We start from the raw sequence: 16,949 nt of genomic DNA, 5'->3' as shown, positions 1-16,949 counted from the left end.
CGGAGTCCATGTTGGGCGGGCAGGTTGGGGGGAGGCGGATGCCCGAGGTGAGCAGCGGTAGTGGGTGTGGGGCGTGTGGCCGGCGGCATGGGACGGATGCCTCGTGTCCGACGCTGGTGCGCGCGGACGTGCGGGCCGGGGGAACGGCGCGTCCCAGGTGTGCCCCCGTGGTAGAGGCGCAGGACCCTCTGGTGGGCGTCCGGTGCGGCAGCTTCCGGCTGGTGCGGCGCCTGGGCCGGGGCGGCATGGGGGCCGTCTACCTGGGCGAGCACGTCTCCATTGGCAGCCGGGTCGCGGTGAAGGTGCTGCACGCGCACCTGACGATGTACCCGGAGCTGGTCCAGCGCTTCCATGCGGAGGCGCGGGCGGTGAATCTCATCGGCCACGAGAACATCGTCAGCATCTTCGACATGGATGCCACGCCGCCGCGCCCCTACCTCATCATGGAGTTCCTGGATGGAGCTCCGTTGTCCGCGTGGGTGGGGACGCCCCTGGCCGCGGGCGCGGTCGTCTCGGTGCTGTCGCAGGTGTGCGACGCGCTCCATGCCGCGCATGCGCGAGGCATCGTCCACCGCGACCTGAAGCCGGACAACATCTTCCTGGTCCGGCGCAAGCGCAACGCGCCCTTCGTCAAGGTGCTGGACTTCGGCATCGCCAAGCTGGCGGACGCGCACATGCCCCAGACGCACGCGGGCATCATCGTGGGGACGCCCGAGTACATGGCCCCCGAGCAGTCACTGGGGCGCGGCGTGGATGGCCGCGCGGACCTGTATGCGCTGGGCGTCATCGCCTACCAGCTCCTCACCGGCCGGCTTCCCTTCAACGATGAGGGACTGGCCGCGCAGCTGGTGGCCCATCAGCTGCGGCCACCGCCGCCCCCCAGCTCCGTGTACCCGGCCGTGTCCGCCGCGTTGGAGCACGTCATCCTGCGCGCCCTGGCCAAGAAGCCCGAGGACCGATACGCCTCCATCGCGGCGTTCCGGAACGCGTTGCAGGTGGCGCTCGCCGAGCACGTGCGCGTGTCGGCGCGGAAGACGAGTCCCGGAGGACTCGCGGTGCTTGAGCGGGCGCCCGTCGCGCCAGATATGCCCACCGAAGGCCAGTCGCGGGGGCGGCTTGGCGCGGACGCGTGGGCGGGGCAGGTGCCTTCCTCGCTCGCGAGCACGACCCTGCGGCGTCTTGCCCCCGCCGTGCCGACGGCGCCCCGGGCCTCCGTCGTGGAAGTGCCGGTGCAGGTCGTGCTACGGCCAGGGGAAAGCCCTGTGCGGCTCAGGGGCAGTGGCCTCTCCCGGGGCGGCTTGTTCCTTCACGGTGGGCGCGTACTGCCGCCGTTGTGTTCGCGGCTGCCCGTGGTGCTGGAGCTGGCGTCCGGGCCCCTGTCGGTCATGTGTGAAGTGGTGCGGCTCGTTCCGCCCGCGCAAGCGCGCGTCTGGGGGATGCCCACCGGCTTCGGCGTCCAGTTCGTGGAGGCCACCGCCGTGCTCAAGGCCGCCGTGGATGCGCTCCTCCAGGGCGAGCCGGTACGTGCCGTCCCGCAAGTTCCGCCCACGGAAGACCCGGCCGTGGCGCGCTTGCTGGAGGCCTGGCGTCAGCGCTCGGCGGGGGACGCGTATGCGGTGCTGGCGCTGGAGCCTGACTCGGACATGGTCACGGTGCGCCTGCGGACCCGCGAGGCCTGGCGCTCGCTGGAGTCCCTGGAACAGCACTCGCTGACGCCTCCCCAACGCGCGCAGGTGGATGCGTTGCGCGTCCGCGTCCGCGTGGCGGCCGAGGCGTTGGGTGCCACGGTGCAGCGGGCCCTCTACGATGCCTGGCGCGGCAATCACCGCGGGGTGGCGAAGTGCCTGGAGGCGGGGCTCACGGCCGAGCAGTTGGAGTCCCTGCGGCGCGAGTTCCTGGCGCGCAGGCCGCAGGCCATGGGCACGGCGCGGATCCACTTCCAGTCTGGTGGCGCGCTGGAGCGCGACGGCCAGCTCTCCCAGGCGCTGGAACAGTACGAACGAGGGCTGAAGCTCGCGCCGCTGGAGGTGGACATGCTCCAGCGCTACCGCAGGCTCCGCCGGGTGCTGGGCGGGCGGGCGCTAGCGCCGGCCGTACATGACAGGGCCCGGTCACCTTGAAGAAGGAGCCGGGCCCAGGACTGTTTCTTGGGATGGAGGCCGCTCGAAATTACGGCTCTTCGTCCGGATCTTCCACGGTAACAGCGGTCCGGCAGTCCTGACTGATCCCGGAGAGCTGTGCCGCACAGCCGAGCAGCTCGCCAAAGTACTGCATCTCGTTGCCTTCGGAGCAGGTGTTGACACCGTCCAGGCACTTGATGGCGCGCTCGATCTTCTCCTTGTCGCTATCGGTGCACTTGTCGAGGCCGCTCTTGCACTGCTGGATGGCGGCGTCCATCTCGTTGTCCGACAGTCCAGTGACTCCGCAGGCGCGACCCTTTTTGTCGACCTCGTTGCTGCTGTTGTACAGGTCTGCGCAAAGGTCGTCATCGCCACCGCCACAGCCGGTGCTAAAAACAAGAGAGCTGGTGGCGACGAGGCCGATCAGGAGCTTCTTCATGGTAGTCCCCCCTCGGGACGAGGTTGTCGGGCCGGCTCGCGAAAGGGTGGCCGAAAGCCCAGAGTCCGAGTTAGCATTGACCCAGGGGGCGAGTAAACGGCCAGGGAGTGGCGGTCTGATCCTTCAACCACCTTGACTCCCCAGGGTATCTCCCGTAAATCCCGCCGCCTTTGGCGCGATTGGATGGTCCACCCGTCCGAAATGCGCGGTCGATTCCACGGGTTGACCCAACCCGACAGATGACAGGGGTTTGACGATGTACGCAGTGATTCGCACGGGCGGGAAGCAGTACCGCGTCGCCGAGGGCGATGTGGTCCGGATCGAGAAGATCGCGGGCGACGTCGGGGCCGAAGTGACCTTCACGGAGATTCTGCTGGTCGGTGGTTCGGAGAGCCCGAAGGTGGGCCAGCCGACCGTCGCTGGCGCGAAGGTCGTGGGCAAGGTCCTGGCTCAGGACAAGCACCGCCGCGTCCTCCACTTCCGGAAGGAGAAGGAGGGCTGGACCCGCCGCCGCGGTCACCGTCAGCCGTACACCGAGGTGAAGGTCACCTCCATCGCCGGTTAGTCCGGGCGGTTTCACCTCAAACTTCAGGAGCACGGTGTCATGGCTCATAAAAAAGGACAGGGTTCTTCGCGCAACGGTCGCGATTCCAACCCGCAGTATCGCGGCGTGAAGGTGTACGGCGGTGAGACGGTGTCGGCGGGCAGCATCCTCGTTCGCCAGGTGGGCACGGTCATCCACGCCGGCGCCAACGTGAAGCTCGGCCGCGACTTCACCCTCTATTCGGTGGTGGACGGCGTGGTGAAGTACGAGCGCCTGGGCCGCGACCGGAAGAAGGTTTCGGTCTACCCGGCCGCCGCTGAGCAGGCGAGCGCCTGACGGCTGGCTGGCCCTTGAGGCCGGCAACCGTGCGGCACCCACGAGCGGGTCGCTTCTCCAGTCCACGCGCCCTTCCGGCAGCGGGATGCGAGGGCGGCCCGCTCTTTGTTTATCCAGGAGTCCCAGATGAAGTTCGTCGACGAGGTCCGCATCTTCGTGAAGGCGGGGGATGGCGGCAACGGCGCCGTCTCGTTCCGGCGGGAGAAGTACATCGAGCGCGGTGGCCCCAATGGTGGGGACGGCGGCAACGGCGGCTCCGTCGTCTTCGTGGCGGACCCGCAGCTCACCACGCTGCTCGACTACCGCTACCAGCAGCACCACCGCGCCAAGAATGGCGAGCACGGCATGGGCAGCGACTGTAACGGTCGCGCCGCCGAGGACATGGTGCTCAAGGTGCCTGTGGGCACGCTGGTGAAGGATGCCGACACCGAGGAGCTGTTGGTCGACCTGAGCGAGGCCGGCCAGCGCTGGGTGGCGGCGAAGGGTGGGCGCGGCGGCCTGGGCAACATGAACTTCGCCACCTCCACCCGGCAGACGCCGCGCTTCGCCCAGGATGGGACGAAGGGCGAGGAGTTCACGCTCCGGCTGGAGCTGAAGCTGCTGGCGGACGTGGGGCTGCTGGGCTTCCCCAACGCGGGCAAGAGCACGTTCATCTCCCGCGTGAGCCGGGCGCGGCCGAAGGTCGCCGACTATCCCTTCACCACGCTGGTCCCCAACCTGGGCATGGTCCAGTACAAGGACGGCCTGTCCTTCGTGATGGCGGACATCCCCGGCATCATCGAGGGCGCCAGCGAGGGCGTGGGCCTGGGCCACCAGTTCCTCCGCCACGTGGAGCGGTGCAAGGTGCTGATCCACCTCATCGACATGGGGGCGGAGGGCGAAGGCCGCGCGCCGCTGCACGACTTCGACGTGCTCAACGCGGAGCTGGGCAAGTACAGCCCGGAGCTGGCGTCCAAGCCGCAGGTGGTGGCGGCCAACAAGTTGGATCTGCCCGACGCGCAGGCCCGGCTGGAGGGCTTCACGGAAGCGCTGCGTGAGCGCGGCATCCGTGTGTATCCCGTGTCCTGCGCCACCGGCGAGGGCATGCAGCCGCTGATGGACTCCGTGGCGGAGGTGCTGTTCACGGGGCGCACCGAGAAGCTCCACGTGGAGATTCCCGCCAAGGCGGCTCGGGCAGGGAAGGCCAAGGCGAAGGCCGCCGAGAAGAAGGCTCCGGCTCGCAAGGCTGGCGCAGCTGCGGCGAAGAAGGCCGCGACGAAGAAGTCTGCGGCTGCGAAGAAGGCCGTGACGAAGAAGGCTCCGGCTCGCAAGGCGGGCGCAGCGGCGAGGACGTCTGCAGCGCGCAAGGCGGGCACTGCTGCGGCGAAGAAGGCCGCAACGAAGAAGGCCTCGACCCGCAAGTCAGGCACTGGGGCCGCGAAGAAGGGCGCGACGAAGAAGGCCCCAGCTCGCAAGTCGGGCACCGCGCCGGTGAAGAAGTCCGCCGCGAAGAAGGCCTCCGCGCGCAAGAGCGGCTCGTCGGGCAAGGCCGGGGCGAAGAAGTCAGCCACGGCCACGAAGCGTGCTCCGGCGCGCAAGTCGGGCGGCGGGAGGAGCTGAGTCCATGTCGGGTGGTGGTGCGCGCTACGAGCGCTACGAGCGGGAGCAGTTCGAGCCGGAGCAGTTCCTGCTCGACGTGCGCAAGGAGAAGATTGATCGCGTCGTCAGTCACCGGACGCGCAACTTCACGGTGGTCCTGGACCGGCTGGAGGACAGCTTCAACATGGCCGCGGTGCTGCGCACCTGCGAGTCCATGGGCGTTCAGGAAGTCCACATCATCATCAACCCGGAAGCGCCCTTCGTTCCCAACTCGAGGGTGGCCCAGGGCTGCGACAAGTGGCTGGACGTGAAGCTGTACAAGACGTTCGCCGAGTGCCGCGAGCACCTGAAGTCCCGTGGCTTCTCGCTGTATGCCTCCGCCATCCAGGAGGGGGCCACCAGCCTCTACACCCTGCGCTTCGACGGGAAGATGGCGCTGGTGTTCGGCAACGAGCGGCGCGGCGTGAGCGAGGACGTGCTGGCCGGCGTGGACGGCACGTTCTGGGTCCCCATGAAGGGTTTCAGCCAGAGCCTGAACATCTCCGCCGCGGCGTCCGCCTGCATCAGCCGGGCGATTGCCTGGCGGGACGAGCACCTGGGCCAGTCGGGGGACCTGTCTCCCGAGGATGCCCAGGCCCTGCGCGAGCGCTTCTACGTGCTGGCCATCAAACAGAGGAAGCGCCTGTTCAAGAAGGCCCCATGAATGCCGGGGCCCAGGCCCCGTCGGGATGGTTTAGATGGAGGCACGCCATGTTCTTCGAAGCCCTGCTCGCTACGCTCCTGTCCGCCCCTGCTTCCGCTGCCACCACCCCGGTGAAGCCCGCTCCGACGGTCCAGGCCGCCGCGCCCGCGGCCCCTGCCGCCGCGAAGCCCATGACGCCGGAAGTGAAGTCCCTGGTGGACCGGATGCAGGCCTTCTACGAGAAGACCGGTGACTTCCGCGCGGGCTTCCGCCAGGACTACAAGTACAAGACTTTCCGGCGCACGCAGACGTCCGAAGGCACCGTCACGTACAAGAAGCCCGGCCTGATGCGTTGGGAGTACCAGAAGCCCTCGCCGCGCACCTTCGTGCTGGCGGGCAACAAGGTGTACGCGTACGACCCGGCGGCGCAGAGCCTCACCGTGGCCAACGTGGACACCAGCCAGCTCTCCGCGTCGGTGACGTTCCTCTTCGGCCAGGGAAAGCTCGCGGACGAGTTCAACATCACCAAGGGCGCCTGCAAGGACTGCAAGGGCACGCTGCTGGTGTTGGATCCGCTGAAGAACGAGCCGCGCTTCCGCCAGGTGCGCCTGGAGGTGGATCCGTCCACGGCCCAGGTGCTCAAGAGCACGGTGGTGGACCCGGACGGCAGCGAGAACACCATCTCCTTCCTCAACCTGAAGACGAACGTGGGCCTCGACGCGGACAGCTTCAAGCTGGATGTGCCGGACGACACTCGCGTGGATGACTTCACGAAGGCGAAGAAGCAGTAACCTGCGGAGCGTGCGTCGCGCGTTTCTGCTGATGGGGTGGATGGGGCTGGCCGGGACCGGGTGCCATCGGGAACCGGCCGCCAGCGCCGAGCGTCCGCAAGGCTTCCATGGTCAGACGCTGCCGCTCCTGGCCTCGCCCGCGCTGCGGCTCACCGTGGCGGGCCAACTGGGGACGCGGCCAGTGCCGGTGGTGTTGGACGTGGCGCGGCCACTCTCGCTCGTGTCGCGAGGCTGCTTCGACGGCGCGCTTCCCGCCCCCGAAGGCACCATCCGCGCGCCCGAGCCCGCGGGAGGTTTCCGCTCCTGGCCCGTGGTGCCTTTGCCCGCCTTCTCGGTGGGCCCGGTGCGGTCGCCTGTGCGCACCGCGGGCTTGTCCGGTGAGAAGGTCTGCGCCGTGACGCTGGGCGCGGATGTCCTGGAGTTCTACGCGCTCACCGTGGACCCACTGCGGCGGGAAGTGACCTTCACCACCTCTCGCCCGCGCGCGGACTACGTCGCGGAAGCGGCGGCCACGGAGGCCTCGCGCGAGGTGCACGTGGTGGAGCTCAGCCGCGAGCCGCTGGGCGATTGGCCCCTGCTGGCCGCGCGGATGACGCAGGGCGGAGCGGAGCTCACGGGCCCCTTCGTTCTTGGCTCGCGCGAGCCCTTCTCGCGAGTGTCCGTGCGCCTCGCCGAGGCACAGGGGCTTCAGCCGCTTGAAACGGCCGCCAACCTGCCGCCGCGAACCTTCGCGCTGGACGCAGTGGAGGTGGCCGAGGGCCTGGGTGTTCGCCCGTTGGTGGTGGAGGCCGCTGGGCGCTGGGACTCGCCGAGCAGCCTGGGCCGCCTGGGGCCGGATGTATGGGGCCGCTTCACCGCGACGCTGGACGCAAAGGGCGGGGCCCTGGTGCTGCGGCGTCCCCGTGTCCGGCCGCCAGAAGGCTCCGCCATCAGCCATTGCGCCGCGCCCGATGGCTCCTTCCGTGAGGAGGCTTGCTACGGCCTGCATGTGCGGCGTGAGCCGGATGGCAGCGTCTCGATCAGCGGCGCCGTGTACCGGGACCTGCCAGAAGGAGGGCGGCTTCACCTGGAGCCGCTGGGGCCGGACGGGCAGAAGCTGGTGAGCGGCTGTGGCGTGGGGCTGAGCTTCCCCTCCACCAGCAGGGGCCTGACGACGCAGCACCGCGTGCCCTGGCGCTCCCTGGCGCAGGCGCTGCCTGCCTGCCATGCGGCGCTGTCCACCGCGCGAGACTTCACGCTGGGTCTGGTCGAGGAAGGCCGCCAGCCCGAGTGCCCCACTGCTTGTGCCTTCGTCACGGAGACAGCCACTCGCCGCACCGTGTGTGAGTGCCAGCCCACGCCGCTGGGTGAGGGCGTGGCCATGCCGGTGCGAGGCGCTCCCTCGCGCGAGCCCCCGCCTGGGGAGCGGGAGCTGGAGCCGGAGGACCCCCGTTAGCGTTGCCTGGACAGGGGCGGGGGTGCTGCGCTCTCCTCTGGCGCACATGCGCCCGTCTCCCACCGAGTTCGACCGTCAGTACACCGAACAGCGCCGCTCCATCGAGCTGGCCCGCCGCTACCTGGAAAAGGAGGGCGTCTCGCGGATGTACGACGCCCTCTCCAAGGAAGTGGAGCGGGGCCGGTTGTCCGTGCAGGACGCAAGCGGCGCCATCCGCTTCGGATTGCTGGCCGTCATCGAGCGCGTCGCGGAGCGCGTGGGGCACACGCACTACGTCGACATGTTGAAGGACGAGGAGATGCTGGACGCGCTCCGCTCCACGCTGGACGACATCTGCCGGCGCAAGGGCGTGGACACCTTCGAGTTCCGCCAGCAGTGGGCCCACGTCAACCTCCAGGCCGTGCTGCGTGACTGGCACCTGGTGGTGCACGAGGAGCGGGGCCGGCAGCGCTATGAGGTGGCGGCGGACCTGGCCCGGCGCCTGGTGAAGGAGACGCCGGGGGCGGTGCTGGCGCAGACGCTGAAGCTGCCCACGGATGCGTTCGTGCTGCTGGTGTCGCCCGAGGCGGGGCTCGTGGGCCTCGGTCCGGACGGCGCGCCCGCGCCCATCACCGAAATCTACGTGGTGGAGTCGCCCGCGCCCGAGGGCAAGGCGTGGTTCCTGTGGCTCAACATGCGGGACGCGGGGAACCGCGCGGCCCGGGCGCTCATCAACGTCTACCTGCAGGACGGGAAGACGTTGGATGACGCCATCGCCTTCACCCGGGAGCAGGGCGGCCCTCAGCAGGATGCGGGCTTGGAGGACTGCTGCCGGCTGCTCGCGGGCGTGGCGCGGCACCTGGCCGAGGGTGGGCCCGTGCGCGAGGTCTGGTACGACGCTACGGCGCGCGAGCTCCACGAGAAGCTGGCGGCGACGCCGAAGTCGGCGAAGGCGGACCGGGAGAAGCTGCGCGAGCGCCTGCGCGCCGTCAGCCCGGGACGCACCCTGGTGCTGGAGGAGCCCTCGAGCTGAGGGCTCCCGCGGCGTCCGGGGCCTTCGCGCCTACTCCGCGCGAGGGGCCGGACGCTGCATCACGGACACGGGCAGCGGGGCCGGGTGCGCGTCGCGCGCGGTGTGCTCGCGCTGCTTCGGGTCCGGGCGCTCCACCACGCGGGCGACCAGGTCGTAGTCGTGGGCTTCCGTCACCTCCACGGTGACAATCTCCCCCGGGTACGCCAGTCCGTCGTTGATGTAGACCATGCCGTCGATGTCCGGCGCCTGGCCCTGGTGGCGGCCCACCAGCAGGTGCTCCGTCTCCGGGGCGGGGCCTTCCACGAGCACCTCCAGGCGCTTGCCCACGAGCTTCTTGTTCTGCTCGCGGTTGATGCGCTTCTGGATGGCCATGACCTCGCGCCAGCGGCGCTCGATGAGCTTCTGCGGCACCTTGTCCGGCAGGTCGTAGGCGGCGGTGCCCTCTTCGTCGGAGTACTGGAAGACGCCCAGGCGCTCGAAGCGCTGCGTCTTCACGAACTCCTTCAGCATCTCGAAGTCCTCTTCCGTCTCACCCGGCAGGCCGACGATGAGCGAGGTGCGCATCACCAGACCGGGCACGCGCTCCCGCAGCTTGGTCAGCAGGCCCTTGAGGAACTCCGAGTTGCGGCCGCGCTTCATGGACAGCAGCAGCTTGTCGCTGACGTGCTGCACGGGCATGTCCAGGTAGCGGGCAATCTTCGGCTCCGCGGCCATCACCTCGATGAGCTCGTCCGGGAAGATGCGCGGGTAGGCGTAGTGGAGGCGGATCCACTTCACGTCCACCTGCACCAGCGCCTTGAGCAAATCATGCAGCTTCGGCCGGCCCGGCAGGTCATGCCCGTAGGCCGTCAAATCCTGCGCGACGAGGTTCAGCTCCTGGACGCCGCTGTCCGCCAGCTGCTTCGCCTCGGCGACGATGTCGTCGATGGGCCGCGAGCGCTGCCCGCCGCGCAGGGTGGGGATGATGCAGAAGGCACAGGCGTTGTCGCAGCCCTCGGAAATCTTGAGGTACGCCGTGTACTTCGGCATCGAGTTGATGCGCGGCGTATTGGCGTCGTGGATGTAGTCCGGGTCCGGAATCACCTGACGCGGCGAGGCCTCGGCGGCCAGCAGGTCACCAATCTGGGCGTAGGCGCTGGTGCCCAGGAAGTGGTCGACCTCCGGCATCTCCTTCGACAGCTCCTCGCCGTAGCGCTGGGACAAGCAGCCCGTCACCACCAGCGTCTTGCAGGCGCCTGACTTCTTCAGCTCGGCCATCTCCAGGATGGAGTCCACCGACTCCTGCTTGGCGGGACCGATGAAGGCGCACGTGTTGACGACGATGACCTGAGCGTCGGACGCCTCCTGCACCAGCGTGTAGCCGCGGTGCCGCAGCGTGCCCAGCATCACCTCGGAGTCCACCCGGTTCTTCGGGCAGCCGAGGGTCATCATGTACAGGCTCTTGGTGGTTTCCACTGCGTCTACCGCTTTCCGAGTTCGGTTCGCGAGAAGTGGGTCCCACTCCAGGCGAAGTTCATGGACGTGCCGTTCGAGTAACGGATGGACAGCACGCCCTCATCTTCCAGTTCCACCGACGACGTGCGCCCCAGCGCGCAGGTAGCGGCCGGCCACTCGAGCACCCGCTGCGCTGTCTTCCCGGTCACCAGGTAGAGGCCCAACCGAAGCTCGTCATCGGCGTCACATTGACCGGCGACGGCATACGGATTCTTCCCGGTCACCACCGTGACGACGCGTCCGCCGTCCTCCAGGGTGAGCGTATCCGGCACGTTCAGGTCCACGGACGAGGGAACGACGGCGTTCGGCGCCACCAGACCGCGCAGCGAGGCAGGGGTCAGCTCGTCGTCCGCTTGAGCCCAGGCCGGGTAGCTCATGTAGTCCCAGCCCAGCAGCCCGTCCTCCTTGGGTTCGAGCGAGGTGACGTTCTCCGGCAGCTTCAGCTTGAGGCCCTTGCGAGGCTCGTCCGGCATGCGCAGCGCGTCACCCACCATGGTGCCGCTCTGGCAGTTGGAGATGGACGTGGCCTTTCCGTCCGCGCTGTCCCGGTCCTCGTAGGTGAGGCACAGGTCCATCACCAGCGGGTCCACGGCGGGAAAGCGGGGGAAGGCGCGCACCGGCACCGACGCCATCAGCAGCAGCGTGTTGCCCTGGCGCTGCACGGCGGCCGTCACCAGGTCCTGCGCGAACTGCGGCGTGCCGCTCTCCGCCCCGGACGCGCGCTTGCCATCGAATGCGAAGCGCCACGTGTAGCCGGAGGCAGTGGGGCCGGTGCCCGGGAAGTAGAGGGACAGGGTGAGCAGGTCCCCGGCCTGGAGCTGGTCGTCGGTGGCTTCCACGCCGACGTACAGCGTGTCCTTGCGCGCGCCCACCTTGGCGGTGAACGAGGCGGTGGCGCCCTCCACGGCGACGGGTTTGAGCACCATCGGCGACGCGAAGGCCTTGAGCCCACCCTGGATGCGCGGGGGCTTGGCGAGGGAGGGAACCGGCTTGGAAGGACGGTCCGCCTGGGCGGACGCCACGCCCGGGGCGCAGAACAGGAGGCAGAAGGACAGGGCGGCAGCGCGCATGGGCCTCTTCAATCGCGGAAGTTGATGAACTGCATGTCCAGCTTCAGCCGGTCCTGCTCCTTGCGGAACAGGGCGATGGCCGCCTGGAGGTCGTCCCGGTTCTTGCCCGTGACGCGAAGCTGGTCGGCCTGGATGGAGCCCTGGACCTTCATCTTCGAGTCCTTCAGCAGCTTCACCAGTTCCTTGGACTTCTCCACCGGGATGCCCTGCTGGAGCTTGATGACCTGCTTCACGTTGTGAAGGCCCGTCTTCTCGATGTCGCCGTACTCCAGGGCGAACAGGCTGATGTTCCGCTTGGCCAGCTTCGTCAGGAGGACTTCCTTGGCGGCCTGGACGCGGTCTTCGCTGTTGGCCTTCACCGTGATGGCGGTATGGTCCGGGGCCAGCACCACGTCGGCATGGGTGCCCTGGAAGTCGTACCGCGTGCTGATCTCCTTCTTGGTCTGGTTGACCGCGTTGTCGAGCTCAGCGAGGTCGATTTTCGAGACGACGTCGAAGGATGGCATGGGCAGCGGCCCTTACCATACCTACACCCGGACGACCAAGGGCACCACCAGGGCACGTTTGGACGTGTGCGTCTTGAAGGCCCGGCGCACGGCCCGGGTGAGTTCCTCTCTCACCAGGGCGTCATCGCCCCGCAGGACGGGGGACAGTTCCTCGAAGAGCACTCGCGCGTCCTGGGCCACCCGGGGGAGCAGGACCTGTTCGTCCAGGGAGAGCCCCTGGCCGGACAGCTGTGGCCCGGCCACCAGCTTCTGGGAACCCCGCTGGAGGACCACCACTGCGGCCACCATGCCCGTCTCCGACAGCCGGACGCGCTCCTGGAGCGTGTCCGGCGTCACCAGGCCAGGGCCAAACCGGTCCTTGAGGATGCGTCCGGACGGGACGCTGCCGGTGAAGCGCCCCCGGCCTTCCTCGAAGGTGACGACGTCGCCGTCCTGCGCCAGCAGGCACTGGGCGGGCTCCAGCCCGGCCTCGCGCGCGGTGAGCAGGTGCTTGTGCAGGTGGCGTCCCTCGCCGTGGACGGGGATGAAGTGGGCCGGGCGCACCAGGTCCAGCACGCGCCGCTGCTGGGGCTGGCTGGCGTGGCCGGAGACGTGGATGCCCGGCTCCACCTGGGCGTAGGCGACTTTCGCCCCACGCCACTGGAGCGCGTCGATGAGCGCGCCCACGGAGCGCTCATTGCCGGGGATGGGCCGCGAGCTGAGTACCACCAGGTCGCCGGGATTCAGCCGCACGGGGCCATCCCCCGACGCGAGCTGGGACAGCCCGGCCCGGGGCTCGCCCTGGGCGCCGGTGGTCAGCACCAGCACCCGCTGCGCGGGCAGCGCCGGCACGGTGTCCAGGTGGACGAAGAGCGAGTCGGGTACGTCCAGGTAGCCCAACTCCCGCGCCATCTCCACGTTGCGGAGCATGCTGCGGCCCTGCAAGGCCACCTTGCGCCCCAGCCGCTCCGCCAGCGCCAGCAGGTGCCGCACCCGGTGGAGGTTCGAGGAGAAGAGGGCGACGACGATGCGGCCGGTGGCGCCCTGGAAGAGGCGCTCGAAGGTCTGCTCCACCACGCGCTCGCTGCCCGTCTCCTCCGTCACCTCGGAGTTGGTGGAGTCGGAGAGGAGGCACAGCACGCCTTCCTCGCCGGCCTCGCCCCAGCGCTCCAGGTCCGTGCGCAGCCCGTCGATGGGGTCCGGGTCCAGCTTGAAGTCGCCGGTGTGGATGAGGGTGCCTTCGGGCGTGCGCAGGATGAAGCCCACCGCGTCTGGCACGGTGTGCGTGACGCGGCTGGCTTCCACGCGGAAGGCGGTGCCCACGGTGAAGGGCTCGCGCGGCTCGATTTCGCGCAGGTCCGCCTCGATGCCCAGCTCCTCCAGCCGGTGGCGCGCCATGGCCAGCGTGAATCGCGTGCCGTAGACGGGGACGGGCACCTCGTTGAGCAGGTAGGGCAGGGCGCCCAGGTGGTCTTCATGGCCATGTGTCAGCAGCACGCCCTTGAGCTGCGCGGCGTTCTGCTTCAGGTGGCTGAAGTCCGGAATGATGATGTCCACGCCGGGCATCCCCGCGGAGGGGAACATCAGCCCGGCGTCGATGAGCAGCATCTCCCCACGGCAGGCGATGACCATGGAGTTGAGGCCGATTTCGCCCAGGCCGCCCAGGGGAATGACGTGAAGCATTGGGCGAAGTCTAGCGGTGGAAAGTGACGGAAGCCCCGAGAATGGGCGTGAGCCGTGTCCGCCTGTCTGGCGGCCCTCGGGGTGACTTCATCAGATGCGGATGGGGACGCCGCGCCCGGACTCGACCTGGAAGGCGCTGTCCGAGGAAGGCTTGTACGTCCCCTGGCGGCCCTATGGGGACGGCAGGCGCATGACGAGCTCCGGACCGGGCACGGCGGGCCCGTGCGCATCCCCGCTTGATGGTGTGTGTGAAGGGGCGCGATTTCGGTAGATGTGGGCCCTGGCTGTGGCTCAGCGCCTCCGGCGCCGGAGGTCCTGGAGCCAGTTGCGGACGGAGTTGGCCTCCATGGCGTAGGTGGGCTCCTCGGTTGCGTAGAAGTGCAGGGCCTGGTTGGCCAGCCCCCGGGCGCGGGGCCCGTCCTGCTTCACCAGCGTTTGGGCCAGGGCGAAGCGGGTGCTCGCGAGGTCCTCGGCCGGGCCCGGATGGGCGGTGCGAAGCGCCAATGCGCGTTCCAACATGGCGCGGGCCTCGTGGCTCTTGCCCAGGGCGTGCAGGGCCAGGCCCAGCGTGGTGAGCGGAGCGGCCGTGTCCAGGTGGTCCTTCTGGACGGACTCGTAGGCCGCGATGCTCCGGCGGGCGTAGTCCAGTGCGTCGCGTGGCTTTCCCTCGCGCAGGGCCAGCGCGCCGAGCAGGGCCAGGTCGGTGGCGGTCTCCGGATGCTCGGGGCCGTAGGCCTTCAGGTCCACCGCGAGCGCGCGCTCGCGCAGGGGGCGGGCCTCTGCGTTGCGGCCAAGCGCTTCCAGGGCCTCGGCCAGGTTGTTGAGCGGATAGCTCAGCGTGGCGCTGTCGTGCCCCAGCGACTGCTCCTCCAGGTGGATGGCGCGCTGGAGGTAGGGGAGGGCTTCCTCGAAGCGGCGGACGATGACCAGGTGGTAGCCCATGGCGTTGGCCGCCATGGCCGTCTGAGGATGGTCCGGGCCGAGCACGCGCTCCGTCGTCTCCAGCACGCGGTGCAGCAGTCCCATGGCGCGCTCCGTCTCGGGCGTGCGGGACAGGGCCGCGGCCTGGTTGCGGAGCGACTCCAACGTGAGCAGGTGCTCGGGACCCAGCTCCTGCTCGCGCAGCGTCGCGGAGCGGCCAAAGGCTTCCACTGCCTGGGCGTACTGGCCTCGGAGGAAGGCGTTGCGGCCCAGGCTCGTCTGGAGCAAGGCCTCCAATTCGGAGGCGCCGCCCGCGCGTTGGATGGACGCGCGCGCCTGCTCCACCGTCCAGGACTCCAGGGTGGGGTCGGAGGAGACGGCGGTCACCAACCGCGCCGACGCGCGCGCCGCCAGGTGGTCATGGCGGTGCGCCTGCGCGGTGAAGAGGGATTCCCGCAGGGCCGCGGCGGCGCGAGCGTCATCCCCCGCGACGAGTCCGAGCCGGCCCTCCAACTCCAGCGCCTCCGCCAGCACCGGCCCGTAGCCGAGCTGCCGTGCCTCGGTCAGCACCGCCTTCGCTTCTTCCTGCGCCTGGGGGTAGCGGCCGGCGTCCACCAGGGCCGTGGCCCGGTCCACCCGGGCGCGCAGGGCCTCTACCTGCTGCCGCTGCCCCTCGGGCTCCGACAGGCCCCGCCAGAGTGCGTCCACGTCCGCGCAGGCGGCGATGGGAGGCAGTCGCTGGGCCGCGTCTGGTGCGGCGGTCAGCGCCTCCGCATCCGTCTGCGCGAGCACGCCCGTCAAGGCCACCAGGGCCGAGTGGCGCCGGTCCAGGCACGCCATGCGCAGCGCGAGCTCGTGGTCCGACTGGTGGCCCTGAACCCGGGTGGCCTCGCAGGCCTCGCGGTGCATGCGCGTCCAATCGTGCGCGAAGCCATCCAGGGTCGTCGCCACGCGTTCGAAGGCGGCGGAGGCGTGGACCTTGCCCGTGGCTGCGAAGGCCTTCTGGATTTCCGCCCGGCGTGCCGTGTCCCAGACGCCGGTGAGCCGGGCCTCGGCATCCGGACACGGGCCGTCTCGCTGCGAGCCCACCAGCAGCCAGGTGACGGCGACCACGCTGTTGAGCAGCATGGACGCGGCGGCCACCGCGCCACGGCGGCGCCAGGCCGCCAGCGGGTCCGCGCCCAGTGCATCCAACAGCACGCCCATGGACGGGAAGCGCGCTTCGGGAGCCGGGGACAGGCCCCTCGTCACGGCGCGCAGCACCCACGTGGGGACGCGGCTGCCCCGAGGCGGCGGGCGCACGCGGCCGGCGCGGGCTTCCTCCAAGTACTCATCCGGGCGCTTGCCGTTGAAGGGAAGCTGTCCGTAGAGGGCTTCGTAGAGGGACGCGCAGAAGCTGAACTGGTCCCCGCGCGCGTCGATGCGCCCATCTTCGTGCTGCTCGGGCGGCATGTACGCGGGCGTGCCCATGACGAGCCCGGCCTCGGTGAGCGCCGTCTGGAGCAGGTCTTCCGGGGCGAGGCGCGGCAGCGCGGGCGTGGTGCCCCGGCCCGCCTCGGCCGCGTCGAGGTCCGCTGTGGTGCGGGCCAGCCCGAAGTCCGTCACCTGCGCCCGGCCGTCCTTGCTGACCAGCACGTTGGCGGGCTTGAAGTCCCGGTGGACCAGTCCAGCGGCATGTGCGGCGGCGAGCCCTCGGCCCGCCTGGCGGAAGATGTCGAGCACCTCTCGCCAGGTGCGGTGCTCGGCGCGGAGCCAGTGGCGCAGGGACAGGCCGTCCACCCGCTCCATGGCGATGAAGACGCGCCCCGCGAACGTGCCCGCGTCGTAGACGGAGACCACGTTCGGGTGAGACAGCCGCGCCATCGCCTGGGCTTCGCGAAGCAGCCGGGACGCGCCGTCCGAGCGCGCCGCCGGGTTGGCGTCCGGGTGCAGCAGCTTGATGGCCACGCGCCGGTGCAGTTCCGGGTCATAGGCGCTGTAGACAGCGCCCATGCCGCCCGCGCCCAGGGTGTCCAGGATGTGGTAGCGGCCCACGCGGATCTGGGCCGAATCCCGGGGCTCGGTGTCCTCGGCATCCTTGCGCGCGGGGGGGCGGCCCGACTTTCCACCCCCGGGGCTCGCCAGAAGCGGCTTGGCCGGCGAGGGCGCCAGGGGCATGGACAGGGTGACTCGAGAGCCGCGTCCCTCCGCCGCGTCCGGGGCGGAGCGCAGCCGGCCGCCATGCGGGAGCACATGGGCGCCCGCGAAGTTCTTGGGGCTCGCGCTGGGACCCGGCGCGGCGTGTGCGTTGGGCAGGATGCGCGCGCTCAGGTCCTGAGGCGGGGCGGGTGGCGGAATCGAGAGGATTGCCGGTGGAGGC

At 69.8% G+C, this 16,949-nt stretch carries 14 protein-coding genes; 8 read left to right on the top strand and 6 right to left on the bottom strand.

What is annotated here, in order from left to right:
* Positions 1–38: 38 nt before the first annotated feature.
* Entirely contained in the window at positions 39–2,120 is a 2,082-nt protein-coding gene (locus tag F8M74_RS04185) for a serine/threonine-protein kinase (RefSeq protein ID WP_171410481.1), read from the top strand.
* A 49-nt stretch (positions 2,121–2,169) separates the two neighbouring features.
* Here the strand turns inward: F8M74_RS04185 and F8M74_RS04180 are convergent, their stop codons facing one another.
* Positions 2,170–2,559, bottom strand: coding sequence for a hypothetical protein (locus F8M74_RS04180; RefSeq protein WP_141257779.1), 390 nt, complete (start codon positions 2,557–2,559; stop codon positions 2,170–2,172).
* Between the two features lie 256 nt (positions 2,560–2,815).
* Between F8M74_RS04180 and rplU the strand changes: the two genes are divergently transcribed.
* The 7 genes from rplU (at position 2,816) to F8M74_RS04145 (ending at position 8,937) form a co-directional block, all read left to right on the top strand.
* A complete protein-coding gene (gene rplU / locus F8M74_RS04175; RefSeq protein ID WP_026113820.1) occupies positions 2,816–3,124 on the top strand; it encodes a 50S ribosomal protein L21 in 309 nt (102 codons plus the stop codon).
* 39 nt (positions 3,125–3,163) lie between these two features.
* Complete coding sequence (gene rpmA / locus F8M74_RS04170; protein ID WP_011551586.1) at positions 3,164–3,439, top strand: 50S ribosomal protein L27; 276 nt, start codon at positions 3,164–3,166, stop codon at positions 3,437–3,439.
* 126 nt (positions 3,440–3,565) lie between these two features.
* Positions 3,566–5,038 (top strand): GTPase ObgE, encoded by a 1,473-nt coding sequence (obgE, locus tag F8M74_RS04165; protein ID WP_141257780.1) that lies wholly within the window; start codon positions 3,566–3,568, stop codon positions 5,036–5,038.
* Between the two features lie 4 nt (positions 5,039–5,042).
* Positions 5,043–5,720, top strand: a complete 678-nt coding sequence (locus F8M74_RS04160) for an RNA methyltransferase (RefSeq protein ID WP_090484423.1) — start codon at positions 5,043–5,045, stop codon at positions 5,718–5,720.
* Positions 5,721–5,767: 47 nt separating this feature from the next.
* Positions 5,768–6,490 (top strand): outer membrane lipoprotein carrier protein LolA, encoded by a 723-nt coding sequence (locus F8M74_RS04155; protein WP_141257781.1) that lies wholly within the window; start codon positions 5,768–5,770, stop codon positions 6,488–6,490.
* Complete coding sequence (locus F8M74_RS04150) at positions 6,438–7,925, top strand: hypothetical protein (RefSeq protein WP_141257782.1); 1,488 nt, start codon at positions 6,438–6,440, stop codon at positions 7,923–7,925. Before F8M74_RS04155 ends, F8M74_RS04150 begins: the two co-directional genes overlap by 53 nt.
* Positions 7,926–7,947: 22 nt before the next feature.
* The gene (locus tag F8M74_RS04145; protein ID WP_141257783.1) at positions 7,948–8,937 is read left to right on the top strand and encodes a hypothetical protein; all 990 of its coding nucleotides are present in this window, start codon (positions 7,948–7,950) and stop codon (positions 8,935–8,937) included.
* A 30-nt stretch (positions 8,938–8,967) separates the two neighbouring features.
* Here F8M74_RS04145 and rimO read toward each other — a convergent pair whose 3' ends face one another.
* The 5 genes from rimO to F8M74_RS04120 all read right to left on the bottom strand — a co-directional run.
* Positions 8,968–10,392 carry a 30S ribosomal protein S12 methylthiotransferase RimO gene (gene rimO, locus F8M74_RS04140; protein ID WP_141257784.1) on the bottom strand — a complete coding sequence of 475 codons (1,425 nt, stop codon included), beginning with the start codon at positions 10,390–10,392 and terminating at the stop codon, positions 8,968–8,970.
* A 5-nt stretch (positions 10,393–10,397) separates the two neighbouring features.
* Positions 10,398–11,501, bottom strand: coding sequence for a hypothetical protein (locus F8M74_RS04135; protein ID WP_171410480.1), 1,104 nt, complete (start codon positions 11,499–11,501; stop codon positions 10,398–10,400).
* Positions 11,502–11,509: 8 nt separating this feature from the next.
* On the bottom strand, positions 11,510–12,007 hold the full coding sequence (locus F8M74_RS04130; RefSeq protein ID WP_141257786.1) for a YajQ family cyclic di-GMP-binding protein: 498 nt from the start codon (positions 12,005–12,007) through the stop codon (positions 11,510–11,512).
* Between the two features lie 21 nt (positions 12,008–12,028).
* Positions 12,029–13,669 (bottom strand): ribonuclease J, encoded by a 1,641-nt coding sequence (locus F8M74_RS04125; RefSeq protein ID WP_141257787.1) that lies wholly within the window; start codon positions 13,667–13,669, stop codon positions 12,029–12,031.
* Positions 13,670–13,960: 291 nt separating this feature from the next.
* The coding region (locus tag F8M74_RS04120) for a serine/threonine-protein kinase (RefSeq protein ID WP_162295102.1) at positions 13,961–16,949 on the bottom strand (2,989 nt) is incomplete at its 5' end.

This window comes from Myxococcus sp. CA023 (genome assembly GCF_010998615.1).
Classification (GTDB): domain Bacteria; phylum Myxococcota; class Myxococcia; order Myxococcales; family Myxococcaceae; genus Myxococcus.
This window is presented reverse-complemented; position numbering and strand designations above follow the sequence as displayed.